16 protein-coding genes are annotated in these 20,704 nt (G+C 41.9%); 3 read left to right on the top strand and 13 right to left on the bottom strand.

What is annotated here, in order from left to right; genetic code table 11:
* Positions 1–94: 94 nt before the first annotated feature.
* The 7 genes from msrB to NGI26_RS06785 all read right to left on the bottom strand — a co-directional run bounded on the left by msrB (position 95) and on the right by NGI26_RS06785 (position 9,360).
* Positions 95–1,033 (bottom strand): peptide-methionine (R)-S-oxide reductase MsrB, encoded by a 939-nt coding sequence (msrB, locus tag NGI26_RS06815; protein WP_251938049.1) that lies wholly within the window; start codon positions 1,031–1,033, stop codon positions 95–97.
* Positions 1,034–1,156: 123 nt separating this feature from the next.
* The gene (gene thrB, locus NGI26_RS06810) at positions 1,157–2,026 is read right to left on the bottom strand and encodes a homoserine kinase (protein WP_251938047.1); all 870 of its coding nucleotides are present in this window, start codon (positions 2,024–2,026) and stop codon (positions 1,157–1,159) included.
* A 1-nt stretch (position 2,027) separates the two neighbouring features.
* On the bottom strand, positions 2,028–3,314 hold the full coding sequence (locus NGI26_RS06805) for a homoserine dehydrogenase (protein WP_251938044.1): 1,287 nt from the start codon (positions 3,312–3,314) through the stop codon (positions 2,028–2,030).
* A gap of 286 nt (positions 3,315–3,600) precedes the next feature.
* Complete coding sequence (gene yaaA / locus NGI26_RS06800) at positions 3,601–4,323, bottom strand: peroxide stress protein YaaA (protein ID WP_251938041.1); 723 nt, start codon at positions 4,321–4,323, stop codon at positions 3,601–3,603.
* A gap of 75 nt (positions 4,324–4,398) precedes the next feature.
* Positions 4,399–5,994: a hypothetical protein gene (locus tag NGI26_RS06795; RefSeq protein ID WP_251938038.1), complete on the bottom strand. Its 1,596-nt coding sequence runs from the start codon at positions 5,992–5,994 to the stop codon at positions 4,399–4,401.
* Between the two features lie 11 nt (positions 5,995–6,005).
* Positions 6,006–6,416 (bottom strand): peptide deformylase, encoded by a 411-nt coding sequence (locus NGI26_RS06790; protein ID WP_251938035.1) that lies wholly within the window; start codon positions 6,414–6,416, stop codon positions 6,006–6,008.
* Positions 6,417–6,675: 259 nt separating this feature from the next.
* Positions 6,676–9,360 carry a cation-translocating P-type ATPase gene (locus NGI26_RS06785; protein WP_251938032.1) on the bottom strand — a complete coding sequence of 895 codons (2,685 nt, stop codon included), beginning with the start codon at positions 9,358–9,360 and terminating at the stop codon, positions 6,676–6,678.
* 270 nt (positions 9,361–9,630) lie between these two features.
* Here NGI26_RS06785 and NGI26_RS06780 point away from each other — a divergent pair, with 270 nt between their 5' ends.
* Positions 9,631–10,881: a cation diffusion facilitator family transporter gene (locus NGI26_RS06780; RefSeq protein WP_251938029.1), complete on the top strand. Its 1,251-nt coding sequence runs from the start codon at positions 9,631–9,633 to the stop codon at positions 10,879–10,881.
* A 121-nt stretch (positions 10,882–11,002) separates the two neighbouring features.
* Here NGI26_RS06780 and scrK read toward each other — a convergent pair whose 3' ends face one another.
* Together scrK and NGI26_RS06770 are read right to left on the bottom strand one after the other, a co-directional pair.
* Positions 11,003–11,890: a fructokinase ScrK gene (gene scrK, locus NGI26_RS06775; protein ID WP_251938026.1), complete on the bottom strand. Its 888-nt coding sequence runs from the start codon at positions 11,888–11,890 to the stop codon at positions 11,003–11,005.
* 259 nt (positions 11,891–12,149) lie between these two features.
* Positions 12,150–14,039 (bottom strand): sucrose-specific PTS transporter subunit IIBC, encoded by a 1,890-nt coding sequence (locus NGI26_RS06770; RefSeq protein WP_251938023.1) that lies wholly within the window; start codon positions 14,037–14,039, stop codon positions 12,150–12,152.
* Positions 14,040–14,402: 363 nt separating this feature from the next.
* Here NGI26_RS06770 and NGI26_RS06765 point away from each other — a divergent pair, with 363 nt between their 5' ends.
* Together NGI26_RS06765 and NGI26_RS06760 are read left to right on the top strand one after the other, a co-directional pair.
* Entirely contained in the window at positions 14,403–15,857 is a 1,455-nt protein-coding gene (locus tag NGI26_RS06765) for a sucrose-6-phosphate hydrolase (RefSeq protein ID WP_251938018.1), read from the top strand.
* Positions 15,838–16,803, top strand: a complete 966-nt coding sequence (locus NGI26_RS06760; protein WP_251938015.1) for a LacI family DNA-binding transcriptional regulator — start codon at positions 15,838–15,840, stop codon at positions 16,801–16,803. Before NGI26_RS06765 ends, NGI26_RS06760 begins: the two co-directional genes overlap by 20 nt.
* A gap of 62 nt (positions 16,804–16,865) precedes the next feature.
* On the opposite strand, the gene NGI26_RS06755 is transcribed toward NGI26_RS06760, so the two are convergent.
* The 4 genes from NGI26_RS06755 to NGI26_RS06740 form a co-directional block, all read right to left on the bottom strand.
* Entirely contained in the window at positions 16,866–18,140 is a 1,275-nt protein-coding gene (locus NGI26_RS06755) for a hydroxymethylglutaryl-CoA reductase, degradative (RefSeq protein ID WP_251938011.1), read from the bottom strand.
* Positions 18,140–19,312, bottom strand: coding sequence for a hydroxymethylglutaryl-CoA synthase (locus NGI26_RS06750; RefSeq protein WP_251938008.1), 1,173 nt, complete (start codon positions 19,310–19,312; stop codon positions 18,140–18,142). The genes NGI26_RS06755 and NGI26_RS06750 overlap by 1 nt, the downstream gene beginning before the upstream one ends.
* A gap of 162 nt (positions 19,313–19,474) precedes the next feature.
* Positions 19,475–19,924: a threonine/serine exporter family protein gene (locus tag NGI26_RS06745; RefSeq protein WP_006152777.1), complete on the bottom strand. Its 450-nt coding sequence runs from the start codon at positions 19,922–19,924 to the stop codon at positions 19,475–19,477.
* A gap of 1 nt (position 19,925) precedes the next feature.
* On the bottom strand, positions 19,926–20,684 hold the full coding sequence (locus NGI26_RS06740; RefSeq protein ID WP_251938005.1) for a threonine/serine exporter family protein: 759 nt from the start codon (positions 20,682–20,684) through the stop codon (positions 19,926–19,928).
* Positions 20,685–20,704: the final 20 nt, after the last annotated feature.

The following is a 20,704-nucleotide window of genomic DNA, read 5'->3' as shown; positions in this document are numbered from 1 at the left end:
ATTTCATCAGCTTTTACAGCCCTACTCAACTGCGCGGAGGTGGGACAGAAATCGAATTCTAACGAATTACCGATTTCTGTCCCACTCTCTCTTTTTACTTGTTCAAATATGGAAGCAGGTAGCCATAGCCAGCTTCTTCCATTTCATCCTTAGCGACAAAACGTAAGGATGCAGAATTGATACAGTAACGGAGTCCACCTAGTTCACGAGGGCCATCTGTGAAGACATGACCCAAGTGAGCATTCCCTGAACGTGAACGGACTTCGATACGCTCCATCCCGTGACTCAAGTCCTGGTAGTAATGGATAAGCTCTTTAGAAATTGGTCGGCTAAAACTTGGCCAACCACAGCCTGAGGCAAACTTATCCTTGGCAAAGAAGAGGGGCTCACCAGTCGTGATATCGACATAAATCCCTTCCTCAAAAGTTTGGTCATAGGCATTGCTAAAGGGAGCTTCCGTCGCAGCCTCTTGCGTTACTCTATAAGACTCTTCAGACAGTTGTTCTCGTAAATCTTCCTGACTCGGCTTTTCATAGTTGGCGGCATCTATCAGTGGTTTCTCAGCATCCCTCACATCGATATGGCAATAGCCTCCAGGATTTTTCTTGAGGTAGTCTTGGTGATAGTCTTCAGCCAAGATGTAGTGACGAAGTTTCTCCACTTCAACTGCGATCTTGCGACCTAGCATGCGCTCCTGCTCTTGGACAAGACCATAGATAGTCGGTAAATCCTCTTCATCTAGGTAATAAATCCCTGTGCGGTACTGACGACCACGGTCATTTCCTTGTTGGTTGACAGATAAAGGATCAATAACTCGGAAATAATAGAGCAAAATCTCACGGAGCGAGACTGCCTTTTCATCATAAATGACTTGCACAGTCTCGGCATGATCGGTTTCTTTGATTAATTGATAATTGGTGGTTTCAACCTGACCATTGGCATAACCAACACTTGTTTGCTGCACTCCTGAAATACGTGAAAAGTACTCTTCCAAGCCCCAAAAACAACCACCTGCTAGATATATTTCTGCCATTTCAAATCCTCCTTGACCATCTGTTGATCACTAAACACGGAAACATTTCATTTCCCATATTTGATTTTCAAAAAAAGGACAGGAAGCCCTCTCATAGAGAGTTTCCCCATCCTATTGTTCTGTTTAATTTACTTCGACGCGAACGCCTTGTGTATCTACTTCCAAATCATGAAGCTTGCCTTTGAAAGGTTGCTTTTCAAGCTCTGCCTTAATCTTAGGCATCTTGTCAGGATCAGCCAAGACCATAACAGTCGGACCAGCACCAGATAAGTAGGTCGCATAAGCACCATTTATCTTGGCAACTTTCTTGATCGTCGCAAATTCTCGCACCAGTTCTTGACGGTAACGCTCATGGAAGAGATCGTTCTCGATAGCTTGGCCTGCTTTGATCATATCTCCAGTCAGTAGGGTTGCTATAGCCACATTGGCGATAGAACTTGCCGCAACAGCTTCCTTATAAGATAGTTTCTTAGGCAAGACACCACGACTATCTCGAGTTCGCAATTCATAGTTTGGAATATAAGCTAGGAAAGCACACTCTGGGAAAGGCGCCACAACTGCTGAAACTTGACCTTCGACTGAGCTCGCAATCACGAGATTTCCATAGATAGCAGGTGCAACATTATCAGGATGTCCTTCAATCTTAGTCGCCAATTGCAACTTCTCGTGAGCAGTTAATTTGAGATTTCCTAATTGATTTGCCAGTTCAATCCCAGCAACGATGACCGAGCTCGATGAACCTAGTCCACGCGCAAGAGGAATATCACTAACCATCTTCAAACGTCTAGGTTGTAGGTCTGGAGCAATTTGTAGAGCAATCTTGAGCAAAAGATTACGTTCATCACGTGGAATCCATTTGCCTAATTGATGCTCAATCATCCATTCTTCACGTTCCTCACAAACCTGAATTTCTAGATACTTAGTTACAGCTACACCAACCGAGTCAAAACCAGGACCCACATTGGCACTTGTAGCAGGTACAATAATCTTCATCTTAGTCTCCTAAAACCTTGAAGGTGTTGAGGAGTTCAAACTCATCTACTCCCTTCAAAGCTGCTGTAATATTTTCAAGCTGTGCCTTGTTGATTTTATGAGTGATGATGACAACGCGAGCCTTGCCTTCTTGCTTACCATCTTGAAGGATTTGCTTGAAGGAAATATCTTCCGCATTAAAGAGTTCAGCCAATTTCAAAACTTGACCTTTTGAATCTGGAGCCAAGATTGAGAAATAGTAGTTAGCTTTAACATCTTCTGGCTTAGCCAAGACTACTGGACGGTTGTATTCATTAAAGGCTTTTCCAATTGTACCATCATTCATGCGACGAACGATACGGGCAATATCAGCCACAACACTTGTTGCAGTTGGTTTTTGACCTGCACCTGGTCCATAGTACATAGACTCACCGATACCGATAGATTCCACAAAGACAGCATTCATAACACCGTTAACACTTGCAAGTGGGTGAGCTTTAGGAAGGAAGGTTGGCGTAACCTCAGCAGCAATCCCAGAAGCTGTTTCTTCAATAGACCCAACTAATTTAACCACATAACCAAGCTCTTGAGCTACTGCTACATCTTCTGGAGTAATGTTGCGAATTCCTTGGTGGCCTACATCTTCAAACTTAACATTCATTCCAAATGCAAACTGGCTGAGGATGACCATCTTGTAAGCTGCATCAATCCCGTCAACGTCATTGGTAGGGTCGCTTTCAGCAAAGCCAAGTCGTTGGGCTTCTGCCAAAGCATCTTCATAAGACCAACCTTCTGTTACCATTTTCGTCATCATAAAGTTAGATGTTCCGTTCACAACACCAAGAACACGTGTGATTTTGTCTGATGCTAGTGAGTTAACCAAGGTACGAAGGATTGGAATTCCTCCTGCAACAGCTGCTTCGTAGTAAAGAGCAACATTGTGCGCTTTGGCTACCTCAAGCAATTCTGCACCATGGACTGCCAAAAGATCCTTGTTGGCTGTTACGACATGTTTCCCTGCTTCTAAAGCACGAGTGATAAATGTTTTAGCAGGTTCGATACGCCCCATCAACTCAACAACGATTGTGATGTCTTTATCTGACAAGATTTCGTCGATATTTGTTACAAAATTAAAATCATTTCCTGCTTCAAGCAAGCGGGCTTTCTCTTGATCGTCTTTGACCAAAACTTTAGCGACTTCAATTTCTGACTGGGCTGCTTGAACAATTTTTTCTCTATTTTCCTTTAGCAAGAATGGTACACCACTGGCTACTGTACCAAATCCAAGTAAAGCAATCTTAACTGACATGTTTGTCTCCTCGAAATTTTCTAATAGTCCTATTATACCAAAATTGTGTGAAAATTCCTACCATTCTAAACTAAAAATAGGACCACCAAATCACAAAAAGAGGCTGGGACAAAAGTCCTAGCCTCTCATTTGTCTATGGTTTGTCGAGCAAGACGCAGTAGTTGAGTGGGCTCTACTAGGCTGATTTTATCAACTTTTACAGCCCTACTCAACTGTGAGGAGGTGGGACTACGAAATCGAATTCTAAGGAATGACCGATTTCTGTCCCACTCTCTCTATGTTCAATCTATTTTACAAAAGCCAATTCCTTATCACTAGACAAGTCTTCTCGATAATTGAAACCCGCAAAGCTGAGCTTTTTAATCTCTTCAACCGAGGTTACTTGATTTTCCATCAAGGCTGTTAAGAAGGATCCTCTAGCTTTTTTAGAAATGGTTGAGTGGATTTTAAGTTTTCCATCTCTATCTTCCATAAATTTGAAGGTCACCATCTTTTCTCTGATTTCCTTAGAAAATACAGTTTCAAACTCTGATGATAGGAGTGAGAATATCAAGTCCTCATCCTGCAGTGCCTCATCGTAGGCTGACTTCCAATGAGTCTTTAGGGTTTTACCAGCTACTTTTAATTTCATCAAAAAGTCCAAACGGTGAGGAGCCATGGCTGACAGGGCTGGGACAACACCGTATAAAGCCGAGGTAATTAGGACATGATTCTCAAGATAGGCTTGTTCTGCCCTGCTCAGCTTGTCTCGTTTGATGTGGCGGTACATGAGACCATCAAATAGTTTCAAGGCTGGATAATGTTTAGCCCTCTGATCTTTTAGAGCTTGAATATGAGCGTACTCTTCCTCTGCTTTCTCAGCTGATACCTTGTAAAAGCTCTCTAATTCACTGGTTGAGTAGCGAGTCAGTGAGTCAAGGACTGCCTGACTTTCTTCACTCAAGGGGAGCGCTTCGATAAAAGGAAGGTTTGTGTTCATTTCTTTGGCTGTTGGGATTAAAATTTTCATATTGTTAGTGTAGCATATTTTTCAATCGTGACCAAGAATTTCATCTGAAAACCTCGGTTTATACCGAGGTTTCTTTTACTTGATTTTAAAGGTTTTGAGGAAATTATCTTTTCCAACCTGACCTTCGAAGGATTGGCCATTTTCAAGGTAAGGAAGGTCGTCTGATACTGAGGCCTTGACCTTATAAATCTTGCCATCAACTTTAAAGAAGTAGACGGTATCACCTTTGATGACAGCTGATTTCAAATCCGCAACTACACCCTTGATGTTTTCTACCATTTCATTATCCAGCTCGAGGTCGTTTTTATTGGCATATTTGCTGAGGAGTTCATCTACCGTAGCTGCTACGATGACGTTTTGATACTCCACTGCATCAACCAATGCATACTCCTTGACCAAGCCTGCATTGTCCTTCAAGCCCATGATGTAGAGCGGTTTATCATTGAGATTGACAAGGATAGGGAAGGTAGCCTTGTAGGCCTTCTCCTGAACGGCTCCTTCAGCTGAAGCACGGGCAGATTCTTCGGTTGCTGAAGCTAGATTGTACTTGGTGATTTCACCTGTACGCATATTTTCAAGGATAAATCCTAGATTACTTTCGTCAGCATTTGCTGAAGTCACACCCGTGTAGAGATAAATGTCATTTCCGATGGAAAGATAGTTATAGCCCTCTGTCGTTTGGGTAACATTTTTCTTAGAAATCAAGGCATTCCAGAAGCCGTCTTTATACTTGCCGTTGTAGTTGATTTGCTCGATGGTTTCTTCGGCAGGATAGACACGGTCCACCCATTCTGGCACTTCATCCAAGCTGTATTCCTTGGTTTCGCCATTGGTAGCATCCAAGATAATAACAGATGAAGGGCGAGGCACTCCTAGACCAAACTGTTTTTGATAAACGGTTGCTACATAGAAGGGATTGCCTTCATCATCCACCTCAAAGGATGGATTTTTAAAAATCTTGGTTGGGTACTTAATCCGAAGGTGACGTTTGACATCACGGTTAAAATACTCGGAGTCCGAATACTTCATCGGTGTTTTTAAATCTACCAATTCCGCATTCCCCGTCACCATATCAACCTTGATATACTCGCCAATTCCCTTGGACTGATTATTAAACCATTTGATTGGGTCGGCATACTCCAAAGGTGTCACCCGATAAGGTTTACCATCAACCGTCAGTTGAGTATAGGTATCTGCTGCTACGTACTGGGATACCTTATCCGTCAGAGAGCCCAGATAACGGTCCCCAATTTTTTCTGCAGTGCTCCGATCCAAGATCGGAACCTTACTGGTATCACTCTTAGGAAAATCTTTAAAGTCTTTTTCTGTGATAGAAACCACATTAGCATAGTTTTTTGCTTGGAAAAAGCTTGATGTCACTAAGCTAACCAAACCAGCAAGGGCAAAGATAAGGCCTGTAGCTAGTAACAATCCTCTACTGAGTTTGGTAAAATGGAGTCCTTCTAGATTGAGTTCGTTTGCAACCTTTCCATGACGTACATGAACAGTTTTGAGGAGATTTGTATCCTTTCGGAAACTATACAAAATTCCCATCACCACCAGATGCCCACAAAGAAAGAAAATGAATTCCCAGCTGGTAAGATTGAAGGGTGGCAAAAAGATATACCAAGTCGTTGCGATAAAAACGAGTTCAAAGATTATACGTTTCATCTGATTTCCTCCTAAATAATTCGTCCTTCCAAATGATCCAGTTCATGCTGGCAAATCTGAGCAGGAAATCCTGTCAGGGTAATGGTCTGCTCTTGCCAATGGATATCCCGATAAGCCACGGTAATCTTTTCATATCGAGTTGTCGATCTGACTCCTGTCAGAGACAAACATCCTTCCTCTGTCTTGTATGGACCTTCAAAGGATTGGAGAACGGGATTAAACATGACTATGGGAATCATTCCGATATTAAAAATAATGACGCGCTTTTGTACCCCAATCATATTGGCTGCTAGTCCAACACAAGTTTCTCGGTTAGCCAATAGGGTATCCTGCAAATCCTTTGCTAGGGGTAAATCTTCCTGACTAGCAGGCTGGGATACCTGCGACAAAAACAATATATCTTTTAGAATTTTCTTTTCCAAGATTCTTTCCTCCATACCATATCAGTCTACTTGATTATAGCACAAAATTATACTCTTCGAAAATCAAATTTAAACCACGTCAGCTTCACCTTGCCGTATATGTGTTACTGACTTCGTCAGTTCTATCCACAACCTCAAAACGGTGTTTTGAGCAACCTGCGGCTCTCTTCCTAGTTTACTCTTTGATTTTCATTGAGTATTATTTCAGTTTATATTTACATAAAAACAAAAAGCCATCCGAAGATGACTTTCATAATGCTTAAATAGCGTTTTTATCTTTTCCAAGCGCTCGTTGAACTGCTTTAACAATCTCAACAAGGACCACGATCATAAGCGCTCCTACAGCGACCACCATCCATTGCGTCAAGCTCAAGTGTGACACGTGGAAGAGATTATTAAATCCAGGAACCAAAATTGTCACTACAAAGAGGACGAAGGCAACTGGAATAGACCAGTTAAAGGTCTTGTTGGTAAAGAGTCCCACTTTAAAGATTGATTGGTAAACCGACTTAACGTTAAAGGCATGGAGCAATTGGATCAAACCGAGAGTTGCAAAAGCCATGGTAAGGGCATCCGCATGGATTTCAGTATGACTTTGGTGCTCTGGGAAGAGAAGAGCCCAACCATAGACACCAAGAACAAGCATGGTTTGGAAAACACCTTGATACATGATGGCACCGAAGACACCACCATCAAAGAAGTTGGATTTACGTCCACGAGGTTTGTGAGTCATGACACCTGGTTCAGCTGGTTCAACACCAAGAGCGATAGCTGGTAGCGTATCTGTTACCAGGTTAATCCATAGCAAATGCACTGGTTGAAGCACATCCCAACCTAACAAGGTTGCAAAGAAGATGGTGAAAACTTCAGCCATATTGGCAGACAAGAGGTATTGGATTGATTTTTGGATATTTGAGAAGACCTTACGTCCTTCTTCTACCGCTACGATAATGGTTGCAAAGTTATCATCAGCAAGGACCATATCAGAAGCTCCTTTAGAAACTTCTGTACCTGTAATCCCCATACCGATACCGATGTCAGCTATCTTAAGTGAAGGCGCATCGTTGACCCCATCACCCGTCATAGCGACAACCTTACCTTCATTTTGCCAAGCTTTAACGATACGAACCTTGTGCTCAGGCGATACACGAGCGTAAACAGAGTATTGCTTAAAGACTTTTTGGAATTCATCATCAGAGAGTTCATTCAACTCAGCACCAGTGAAGACATGATCTTCCGTATCATTTGGATCGATGATACCGAGACGTTTAGCAATAGCTTCAGCCGTATCTTGGTGGTCACCAGTGATCATGATTGGACGGATACCCGCTTCCTTAGCGACACGGACAGCTTCTGCAGCTTCTGGACGCTCAGGGTCAATCATGCCGACCAAACCAGAGAAGATGAGGTCAGATTCAACAATTTCAGATTCCAAGGTTGGAATTTCATGACTTGTCTTATAAGCCATCATCAAGACACGAAGGGCTTGTTTGGCCAAGTCTTTATTGATAGCAAGGATAGCATTTTTATCTTCTTCTGTGATTGGACGAACTTCCCCATTGACTTCGATACGAGTCACACGCTTGAGCAATTGGTCAGGCGCACCCTTGACAGCGATAAAGTAAGAGCCATCTGCTTCCTTATGAATGGTAGACATGAGTTTACGGTCTGAGTCAAATGGCAATTCAGCCACACGTGGCTCATCCTTCAAGACTTCACGAACATCAAAGTTGTTGTCCAAACCAAACTGTACAAGAGCTGTCTCCGTTGGATCACCAATCAGCTTACCAGATGGGTCCACTTTGGTATCATTGGCAAAGTTCATGATGCGAAGCGTATTGTTGCTTGCAGCGATTTCAGTTGCCGAGCTTTGCAATTGGCCGTTGGTATAAACCTTTTCAACCGTCATTTGGTTCATGGTCAAGGTACCTGTTTTATCAGATGCGATGATTTCTGTTGAACCAAGCGTTTCAACTGCTGGCAATTTACGGACAATTGAATTCCGTTTGGCAAGGGTTGTTGTTCCTAAAGATAGAACGATGGTTACAATAGCAGGAAGTCCTTCTGGAATCGCGGCAACCGCAAGGGCTACCGCCACCATCAAACCTTCTAATGGATGTTCCCCACGAACGAAGACACCAACCAAGAAAGTGATAATCGCAATCACAACAATCAAGTATGTCAAAGCTTTAGATAATTGTTCCAAACTTTGCTTCAATGGCGTTTCTGTCTCATCAGCATTGGCCAACATGTCCGCAATCTTACCAACTTCTGTATACATACCAGTGTTGGTTACGACACCAATACCACGACCGTAAGTTACGTTTGAGTTTTGGTAACCCATATTGACACGATCACCGATACCAGCATCTGCCTCAACAAGTCCTGTCACATCTTTTTCAACTGGGACAGATTCCCCTGTAAGAGCTGCTTCTTCAATTTTTAGGGAAGCTGCTTCAAACAAGCGCATATCTGCAGGCACGACATCTCCTGCTTCAAGCAAGACGATATCCCCAGGTACCAATTCTTTTGAGTCAATCTCAATGACATGGCCATCACGACGAACACGGGCCATGGGGCTAGACATATTTTTCAGTGCTTCAATGGCTGCTTCTGCTTGCCCTTCTTGGTAGACCCCAAAAGCAGCATTCAAAACAACAACAGCCAAGATGATGATGGCATCTGTTAAACCGTCCATTCCTTCTGTAATGACCGAAAGAGCCGCTGCCGCAAGCAAGATGATAATCATCAAATCCTTAAATTGATCAAGGAATTTAGCTAGTAGGCTGCGTTTCTCTCCCTCTTCCAACTCATTACGACCATAATCCGCTAGGCGTTCTTGAGCTTGAGCAGTTGACAAACCTTCGATAGATGAGTCCAGGTTCTTTAGGACTTCTTCTGCGGTTTGTGTGTAAAACAAGTCTTTATTTTGTTCTTTTGACAAAACAGTCTCCTCCTTTTTGGCCTCTTTTTACAAAAAAAGAGACCTGTTTTTTAAAAAAACAAGTCTCGCTGTTTAATATAGTGCCGGAAATAATTCGTAATGACGACACTATCGCGGTTTCCCGCCAGCTACTCCCTTGAGTAGTTCTATTATATCAGAATTTCAAAAGTTTTCAAGGGGTGGGGTCTATTTAACTTACTTCCTCCATTTGAATTTTCCTTGGAAAACCAGTATAATGAAAACATACTGAAATGCTAGAAAGAGAGTTAGATGAATCAATCGGTTTCAAACTTAAAATTGGCTGAGCGTGGTGCCATTATCAGCATTTTAACCTATCTATTCTTGTCTGCAGCTAAGCTAGCAACCGGACACCTGCTCCATTCATCCAGTTTGGTGGCAGATGGTTTTAACAACGTTTCAGATATCGTCGGAAACGTAGCCCTCCTCATCGGGATTCGTTTGGCTCGCCAACCAGCAGATAGAGACCATCGCTTCGGTCATTGGAAAATAGAGGACTTGGCCAGTCTCATCACTTCCATCATTATGTTTTACGTTGGTTTTGATGTTCTACGGGATACCATTCAAAAGATACTCAGCCGTGAGCAAACGGTCATTGATCCACTTGGGGCGACTCTGGGAGTCATCTCTGCTACCATCATGTTTGCAGTTTATCTATACAATACCCATCTGAGCAAGCAATCTAAGTCCAAAGCACTTAAGGCCGCAGCCAAGGATAATTTGTCAGATGCCGTAACATCTCTTGGAACTTCTATCGCTATCCTAGCCAGCAGTTTTAACTACCCAATCGTGGATAAGCTGGTCGCCATTATCATTACCTTCTTTATCCTCAAGACTGCCTATGACATTTTTATCGAATCATCTTTTAGTCTTTCGGATGGTTTTGATGAACGCTTGCTCGAAGATTACCAAAAGGCTATCATGGAAATCCCTAAGATTAGCAAGGTCAAATCTCAACGCGGTCGTACTTACGGAAGTAACATTTACCTAGACATTACTCTGGAAATGAATCCAGATCTGTCTGTTTTTGAAAGTCACGAAATTGCGGACCAGGTTGAATCCATGTTATCAGATCGCTTTGGTGTCTTTGATACAGACATTCATATCGAACCAGCACCAATCCCTGAGGATGAAATTCTAGATAATGTCTATAAAAAATTGCTCATGAGAGAGCAACTAATCGACCAAGGAAATCAACTGGAAGAGTTACTTGCAGAAGATTTCATTTATATCCGCCAGGACGGACAAGAACTGGACAAGAATGCCTATAAGGCTGAAAAAGAACTGACAGCTGCCATTAAAGAGCTTCATTTAACTTCTATCAGTCAGAAAACAAAACTTATCCGCTACCAAGTCGGTGATACCATTCATACCAGTATCTGGCGCCGTCACGAAACTTGGCAAAATATTTTCCATCAGGAAACGAAAATAGAAAAAGAGAGTGGGACAGAAATCGGTAATTCGTTAGAATTCGATTTCGTCGTCCCACCTCCGCACAGTTGAGTAGGGTTGTAAATGCTGATGAAATCAGCGTAGTAGAGCCCACTCAACCACTGCGTCTTGCTCGACAATCCAACATCAAAAAGAGGCTAGGACTTTTGTCCCAGCCTCTAATTTTTTATACTTATTTTGCAACGCTCTTAGCGAGAACGAAGTTCCCTAGTGTAGCTGAACCATTCCCCGCAACTGCTGGAGTTACAATATAGTCACGTACATCTGGCACTGGTAGGTAACCATTGAGAAGAGCTGTGAATTTCTCACGTACACGGTCAAGCATGTGTTGTTGAGCCATAACTCCACCACCAAAGACGATAACATCTGGTCGGAAAGTTACGGTAGCATTTACTGCAGCTTGAGCGATATAGTAGGCTTGAACATCCCATACAGAGTTGTTCAGTTCGATATTTTCACCACGAACACCTGTACGAGCTTCCAAACTTGGTCCAGCCGCAAAGCCTTCCAAACAGCCTTTGTGGAAAGGACATACACCGTTGAATTCTTTTTCCTCGTCCATTGGGTGTTTAGCAACATAGTAGTGTCCCATTTCAGGGTGACCAACACCACCGATAAACTCACCACGTTGGATGACACCAGCACCGATACCTGTACCGATAGTGTAGTAGACCAAGTTCTCAATACGACCGCCGGCATTATTACGAGCAACGACTTCACCATATGCAGAACTATTTACGTCTGTTGTGAAATACATTGGCACGTTTAGAGCGCGACGAAGGGCACCAAGTAAGTCTACATTTGCCCAGTTAGGTTTTGGAGTTGTTGTGATAAACCCGTAAGTTTTTGAGTTTTTGTCGATATCGATAGGACCAAATGATCCGACGGCAAGACCTGCAAGATTCTCAAATTTTGAGAAGAACTCGATGGTTTTATCGATTGTCTCGATAGGAGTTGTTGTTGGGAATTGTGTTTTTTCTACAATGTTAAAGTTTTCATCACCGACAGCACAGACAAATTTTGTACCGCCCGCTTCCAAACTTCCGTATAGTTTTGTCATGATAAACCTCTTGTATTTATTTTTCTTTATTATAGCATATTTCCAGACTGAAAATTGCTCAATATTTTAGATTTTCCTCTGTAAATTTTACCATTTAAACAAAAACGAACAAACATGACATTTGTTCGTTTTTTGATCTATTAAATCGAAAGTAGTGTACTCAATGAAAATCAAAGAACAAACTAGGAATCGAGCTGCGGACAGTACTTGAGTACGGCAAAGCGAGTATGACGCAGTTTGAAGAGATTTTCGAAGAGTATTAAGCTTTAACTTCGATGATTGCATCACCCTTAGCAACTGATCCAGAAGCAACTGGATTTACTGAAGCAAAGTCTGCAGTGTTTGTTACGATAACCATAGTTGTGTTATCAAGACCTGCAGCAGCAATCTTAGCTGAGTCAAATGTTCCAAGAACATCTCCAGCTTTAACCTTATCACCTTGATTAACTTTTTGGTTGAAACCTTCACCATTCATTGAAACAGTATCGATACCAACGTGAATTAAGATTTCAGCACCGTTAGTTGTTCTCAAACCATACGCATGACCAGTTGGGAAGACGATTGTTACTTCAGCATCAGCTGGTGCATAAACAACATCTTGGCTAGGTTTCACAGCGATCCCTTGTCCCATAGCTCCGCTTGAGAAGACTGGGTCATTGACATTTGAAAGAGCAACAACATCACCAACGATTGGAGTTTGGATGACACCTTCGCTAAGTGAAACAAGATTACCAGTTACTGCTTCTTCTGTTAAACGGTCAGTTTCAGAAATTGCTCCTGCAACCTCTTCTACTTCATCTTCGTAACCAAACATGTAAGTAAGAGCAAAACCAAGAGCGAATGATACAGCTACCATCAATAGGTATTGTGGAAGTTGTCCATTACCAATGTAAAGCATTGTACCTGGGATGATTGTGATACCATTACCTGTACCAGCAAGTCCTAGGATTGAAGCAAGTCCACCACCGACTGCACCAGCAATCAATGAAAGGAAGAATGGTTTACGGTAACGCAAGTTAACCCCGAAGATAGCTGGCTCAGTAATACCAAGGAAGGCAGATAGAGCAGCTGGGAAAGCAAGAGTTTTAAGTTTTGGATTTTTAGTTTTCACACCAACGGCAACAGTTGCAGCACCTTGAGCAGTCATAGCTGCAGTAATGATAGCGTTGAATGGGTTAGCATGGTCAGCAGCAAGCAATTGAACTTCAAGCAAGTTGAAGATGTGATGAACACCTGATACGACAATCAATTGGTGAACTCCACCGATTAAGAAACCACCAAGACCGAACGGCAAGTTAAGGAGTGCTTTTGTTCCAAGAAGGATGTAGTTTTCAACAACGTGGAAGACTGGTCCGATAATAAACAAACCAAGAATTGACATTACCAAAAGTGTTACGAATGGTGTTACCAAGAGGTCAAGAACGTCTGGAACAACCTTACGAACAGCTTTTTCAAATTTAGCTCCGACAACCCCGATAATGAAGGCTGGAAGAACTGAACCTTGCAAACCTACAACTGGGATAAATCCGAAGAACTGCATTGCAGTTACTTCACCACCAGAAGCAACAGCCCAGGCATTTGGAAGTGAGCCAGATACGAGCATCATACCAAGAACGATACCAACGGCTGGATTACCACCGAATACACGGAAGGTTGACCAAACGACCAAACCTGGCAAGATAATAAAGGCTGTGTCAGTCAAGATTTGAGTGTAAGTTGTCACATCTTCTGGAAGTGTCATCCCAAGAGCAGTAAGGAGACCACGAACACCCATGAAGAGACCAGTTGCTACGATAACTGGAATGATTGGAACAAAAACGTCACCGAATGTACGGATAGCACGTTGGAACCAATTTCCTTGTTTTGCAGCTTCTGCTTTCATTTCAGATTTTGTAGAAGTTGGCAAACCAAGAGCTACGACCTCATCGTACATCTTGTTTACTGTACCTGTACCAAAGATGATTTGGTACTGACCAGAGTTAAAGAAAGCACCTTGAACTTTTTCCAAGTTCTCGATAGCATCCTTATTAATTTTTGCTTCATCTTTTACCATCACACGGAGGCGAGTCGCACAGTGAGCTACACTGTTGATGTTCTCACGTCCTCCCAAGGCTTCGATGACTTTTTTTGCAATTTCTGTATTGGTCATTTGCAAAAATCTCCTTATAAAAAATTTGTTCTTGTTTGAAAGCGATTTATTCGCCCTACAATTATTATTCTATCACGATTTAAAAATATGTCAAGCGTTTTGCAGAAAAAGTTTTTTGATTGCTAAAATTTTTGATGGTTTTTGCTACTTTCTTAATAAAACTCTCTCAAAAACGCCCGTTTCTACGTGTTTTTATGTGTATTTTTCAAAAACTTTCATATTTTCATTGATTTTCATAAAAGCAAGCTCCTAATTATCTGTCAATCGTTTGACATTTTTTTCTTAAATCCGATATAAAAGACTTGCTTTTTTATGAGGAAACGTTTACTATTGAGATAGTAGAAATTTTGGAAGGATGATAACATGAAATGGACAACTGAACGTCGCTACAGACGTTATGAAGATTGGACTCAAGAAGAAATCAAACAAATTCAAGAAAATATGGCTCAGTCTCCATGGCATACAAGCTATCACATCGAACCCAAGCAAGGTCTTTTAAATGATCCAAATGGTTTTTCATATTTCGATGGCAAGTGGGTTGTCTTTTACCAAAACTTCCCCTTCGGAGCAGCTCATGGGTTAAAGTCTTGGGTACAACTTGAAAGTGATGATTTAGTTCATTTTTCAGAAACTGGAGTTAAGGTTCTACCTGATACTCCTTTAGATAGCCACGGTGCTTACTCAGGATCTGCTATGCAGTTTGGAGACCAATTGTTCCTATTCTATACAGGAAATGTTCGTGATGAAAATTGGATTCGCCATCCTTACCAGATTGGTGCCTTAGTGGACAAGGATGGAAAGATTGAAAAGATTGAAAAAATCTTGATTGATCAACCTGCTGATGCTACTGACCACTTCCGCGATCCACAGATTTTTAACTTTAAAGGACAATACTACGCTATCGTCGGTGGTCAGGATTTGGAGAAAAAAGGATTTGTCCGTCTCTACAAGGCTGTCGATAATGATTACACTAACTGGCAAGAAGTCGGAGACCTTGACTTCAACAATGACAGTACTGCTTATATGATGGAATGCCCGAACCTTGTCTTTGTCGGAGAACAGCCTGTACTTCTCTACTGCCCACAAGGTTTGGACAAAAAAGTTCTTGATTATGACAACATTTACCCTAATATGTACAAAATCGGTGCTTCCTTTAATCCAGAAAATGCTCGTATGGTAGATGTGTCTGAACTACACAACCTCGACTATGGTTTTGAAGCATACGCTACTCAGGCCTTCAATGATCCAGACGGACGCGCTCTAGCAGTTAGCTGGCTTGGGCTACCAGATGTAGCCTACCCATCTGACCGTTTTGATCACCAAGGAACCTTCTCACTAGTCAAGGAGCTTACCATCAAAGACGGCAAACTATATCAGTACCCTGTAGCCGCTATCAAGGAACTTCGAAAATCAGAAGAAAAATTTTCTAATCGCTCTGAAACCAAGAATAGCTACGAACTTGAGCTTAATCTAGAAGCCAACAGCCAAAGCGAAATCGTTCTTTTTGCTGATAAAGATGGCAAGGGTCTCTCTATCAGCTTTGATCTTGTCAATGGTCAAGTTACCGTTGACCGTAGTCAAGCAGGGGAACAATACGCACAAGAATTTGGAACTACTCGCTCATGTCCTATTGACAACCAAGCTACTACTGTCAATATCTTCATTGACAACTCAGTCTTTGAAATTTTCATCAATAAAGGAGAAAAAGTATTTTCTGGTCGTGTCTTCCCACATGAAGATCAAAAGGGAATCCTTATCAAATCTGGAAACCCAACTGGAACTTACTACGAATTAGAATATGGTCGCAAAACTAACTGATGTCGCTGAGCTAGCCGGTGTTAGTCCAACAACCGTCTCACGCGTTATCAACAAAAAAGGATATCTGTCAGAAAAAACCATCCAAAAAGTTAAGGATGCTATGCGTGAGCTAGGCTATAAACCCAATAATTTAGCTCGCAGTCTTCAAGGAAAGTCTGCCAAGTTAATCGGTTTGATTTTCCCTAAAATTAGCCATGTGTTCTATGCTGAATTGATTGACAAATTGGAACACGAACTCTTCAAAAAAGGCTATAAGACGATTATTTGTAATAGTGAGCACGATTCAGAAAAAGAGCGAGAATACATCGAAATGTTGGAAGCCAATCAGGTGGACGGTATCATTTCAGGAAGTCATAACTTAGGTATCGAAGATTACAATCGCGTGACGGCTCCTATCATCTCCTTTGACCGTAACCTATCTCCAGATATTCCTGTCGTTTCTTCTGATAACTACGCTGGCGGAGTCCTAGCTGCTCAGACCTTGGCTAAAACCGGTGCCAAATCGATCATCATGATTACAGGAAATGACAATTCCAACTCTCCAACTGGTCTTCGTCATGCAGGTTTCGCTTCTATTTTACCAAAGGCTCCTATTATCAATGTTTCCAGTGACTTTTCACCCCTTCGTAAGGAAATGGAAATCAAAAATATCCTAATCAAACAAAAACCCGACGCCATCTTTGCATCGGATGATTTGACAGCTATTTTGGTTATTAAAATTGCTCAGGAACTTGGTATCTCTGTTCCTGACCAGCTTAAGGTAATTGGCTACGATGGAACTTATTTCATTGAAAATTTCTATCCTCACCTCACGACCATTAAACAACCCTTGGAAGAAATTGCTCGCCTGACAGTTGATTTACTACTGCAAAAAATTGAGGGTAAAGAGGTAGCCACAACAGATTATTTCTTACCAGTTAGTCTCTTACCAGGTAAAAGTATCTAATGCTCTTTGATTTTCATTGAGTATAAACAAAAAAACTCGGACTGAATCAGTCTGAGTTTTTTTTATGATCTTAAATGTTTCAAAAGTGTTTGGGCTTTTTCTAAATTAAAGGTTTTTTCAGCAATCAAGCTTTCTACAAGCTTAGGCACTTCCGCCTCTGTAGCTCCTGCAAGGAGGGCCAGTGACTTCGCTTGAAGTTTCATGTGTCCATGCTGAATTCCTGTGCTGACAAGAGCTTTAAGAGCTGCAAAGTTTTGTGCAAGACCAATTGACACGATAATTTGAGCTAATTCCTTAGCTGATGGATGACCTAGCAACTCATGGCTGAGAACTACACGAGGATTAAGACCAATTGATCCACCCTTGGTAGCAACTGGCATCGGCATAGTCATCTCTCCTATTAGCTCTTCTGTTTCCAAATCCATCGTCCAACGACTGAGACCTCGATAAGCACCATCATGACCGGCATAGGCATGCGCTCCTGCTTCAATGGCACGCCAATCATTTCCTGTCGCAATCAAGAGAGCATCAATCCCATTAAAAATTCCTTTATTATGAGTGGCTGCTCGATAAGGATCTGCTTGAGCAAACTGGCTGGCTAAAACTATTTTTTCTGCCAGTTCACGCGCTTCATCTTTTTGGCGACTCAAATACCGAAAGGCGATGCGACAGGTTGCGGTTACTAATGAATCTGTTGCGTAGTTGGATAGAATTCCCATTAAACTTTGCCCCTGACTTAGAGTCTCTAGACTAGGTTTTAAAGCTTCAAGCATGGTATTAAGCATATTAGCTCCCATGGCTTCCTGAGTATCCACATGAAGATAAACAACCAGAAAATCTGTCTCACCAGAAACTATCTCAACTCTTAAATCACGAGCACCCCCACCCCGCTTAACGATTGATGGGTAGGCTTGATTGGCCAGTTCAAGTAGTTCCGCTTTTTGACTCAGAATGACCTGACGAGCTCGATCACTATCTGGGACTTGATAGAGAGCAACCTGACCGATCATTTGACGCTGATGAACCTGAGCAGTAAAACCGCCCGCGCGTTTAATGATTTTGCTTGCAAAGCTAGCCGCAGCAACGACGGATGGTTCTTCTGTTACATAAGGAACCGTGTACTCTTGGCCATTTACCAACACTTCTGGAACTACTGAGTAGGGGAGTGAAAAGGTTCCGACTACATTTTCACTCAGTTGATCCGCAATTGCTAGACTGAGATTTTCATTCCGGTCTAAACTGTCCTTCGCCTCTATAGAAGTAAGCGCCTGAGACTTCACTAGCTCTAGGCGCTCTTGGGCTGATTTTTTAGCAAATCCATTCCAATTTTTTTTCATTATTTTTCAACCTTGCTATAGCGACGTTGGTGTTCTACAATCTCAACCAGAGCATAGTCTTGTCCTTCATAACCTGACATCGTTGCAGAACCTGACTCATCCAAGTTCGCTTCCTCAAAAAAGATTTGTTCATAGTCCGCAACAGTCAAAGCTTGACGTCGATCTAGCAGTTCTAAACGATTTTCCTGTAACTGCTTCTCGTATCCTTCAACCAACTCCACACTGAAGAATTCAGATACAGCACCACTTCCGTAGCTGTAGAGAGCAATCTTGTCTCCTGCTTTGAGACTATCAGAGTTTTCAAGAAGAGACAAAAGCCCTAAAAAGAGTGAACCCGTATAGATATTTCCAACCTTTTGGCTATAAACAATGGATTCATCAAAGTGTTTTTGGAATAAATCCTTTTTCTCTTGAGATAGAGATTTATCGAGAATTTTTTTCAATCCCTTAAGAGCTAGCTTAGGATATGGCAAATGGAAACAAATAGCCTCAAAATCTTTCAAGCTACAGTTATAACGTTTTTGATACTCTTCCCAAGTTGTTTTTAAACTATCCAGATACTGTTGCGTTGAGTAGACTCCATTGACAAATGGTGTCGTTGAATAATTTGGACGCCAAAAGTCCATAATATCACGAGTTTGCGCAACGTTATCATTGTTGAAAATCATAACACGTGGATCTTGGCTAATCAACATGGCAACACAACCTGCCCCCTGAGTTGGTTCGCCAGGAGTTTCGACACCATATTTTGCAATATCGCTAGCCAACACCAAGACTTTTGATTTAGGAGAATTTTCTACGTGTAACTTAGCATAGTGAAGGGCCGCAGTTGCACCGTAGCAAGCTTCCTTGATTTCAAAACTACGAGCAAAAGGTTGAATTCCAAGTAGACCGTGTACAAAAACCGCAGCCGCCTTACTTTGATCGACTCCAGATTCTGTCGCTACGATCACCATATCAATCTCTTGCTTCTCTTCTTCAGTCAGGATAGAATTTCCTGCACTGGCAGCCAAGGTCACAATATCTTCTGTTAACGGAGCGATACTCAACTCTTTTAAAAGGAGTCCTTTACTCAATTTTTCAGGATCAATTCCTCGGGTTTCTGCCAAATCTTGTAATTTCAAAACGTATTGACTGGTCGCAAAACCAATCTTATCAATACCGATTTTCATATTTACCTCTATTTTTATCATTCATTGTAAAAATTCGTTCACCTCTATTTTATCATAATTGAGGTCAAATGAGCTAAAAAAGACTTGATTCCCCAAATCAAGTTCATTTCCATCCTTGTATCTTCGCTCTTTCAGCCATTCTAGCCATGAAAAAATCGAGCCCTAGCTAACCCGATTCTTTTTGAGATAGTAATACAATTTCAGCACAACTGTACCACTGGCCATTCCTATTGAGATAACAAGGGCCAGCATCATCACCAACATTGCACTGGTAATGGCGTTTCTATAGTCACCTGTGACAACGAAGGAAGTCGTTCGATAAGACAGATAACCTGGTACTAGTGGAGCCAAGATAGCCAATGCAAAAACAACTGCTGGTGTTTTGTAGATAATACTCATAATCTGACTGACACAAGAACCAATCACAGCAGCAATAAAGGTCGCCAAAATAACATTTGTTGGCTCCTTGAGTATCAGATAGAGCAACCAGATAGACATTCCCAAGATTCCACCGGGGATGAGCATGGAACGTTGGACATTTAAAACGATTAAAAAAGTGATAATAGCCAGCAGACTCGCCAGCGCCTGCAATAAAAATGTTGTTAGAGTCATATTAGTTCATGAGTACAAGGGCGACAGAGGTGCCTGCCCCTAAGGCAAGGGTAACCAGCAAGGATTCAAACATCTTGCTCATACCAGAGTTAATGTGATTGGTCATGATGTCTCGAACTGCATTAGTCAGAGCAATTCCCGGAACAAACGGCATAACCGCACCTGCAATGACCAAATCAGCTGTAGACGGCAACCCAGAATAGCGCGCCCAAAATTGTGCAATCAATCCAAAGACAAGGGCACCTGCGAAAGCTGTCATAAAGGGAATACGAATAAACTTTTCTACATAGAGGGAAAAGGTAAAGGCAAATATGGTCGCCACTCCTGCTCCGATTGCATCGTAGGTATTGCCACCGAACATGATTGAAAAGAAAGGAGCACTAAAGGTCGCCGCAACCGTCAATTGAACATTGGTATAAGGTGAAGGCTTGGTATTCAATTCTTTGAGTCGGATAAAGGCTGTCTCCAAATCAAGTTGCCCTGATACAAGCTCCCGTGAAATCTGATTGACATCACAAACCTTCTCAATATTATAGGAAGAGGAAGTCACTCGTTTCATTCGAGAGATATTTGTGTTCTCAATGGAGAAAAAAATGGCTGCAGGCATGGCCAAAACATTACAATCCATAATGCCTTGTGAATGCGCAATCCGAATCATAGTATCTTCGACACGATAAATTTCAGAGCCATTGCGAAGCAAAATCGTTCCTGCTAACATAATGACATCAATAACTGCGTTCAGTTTTTTTGATTCGTCCATCTTCCCCTCCTTTTTAAACT

This window comes from Streptococcus sp. Marseille-Q0941, assembly GCF_943736975.1.
Taxonomy (GTDB): Bacteria; Bacillota; Bacilli; order Lactobacillales; family Streptococcaceae; genus Streptococcus.
Note: the sequence above shows the minus strand (reverse complement) of the source record. Positions and strands in the feature narration are given on the sequence as shown.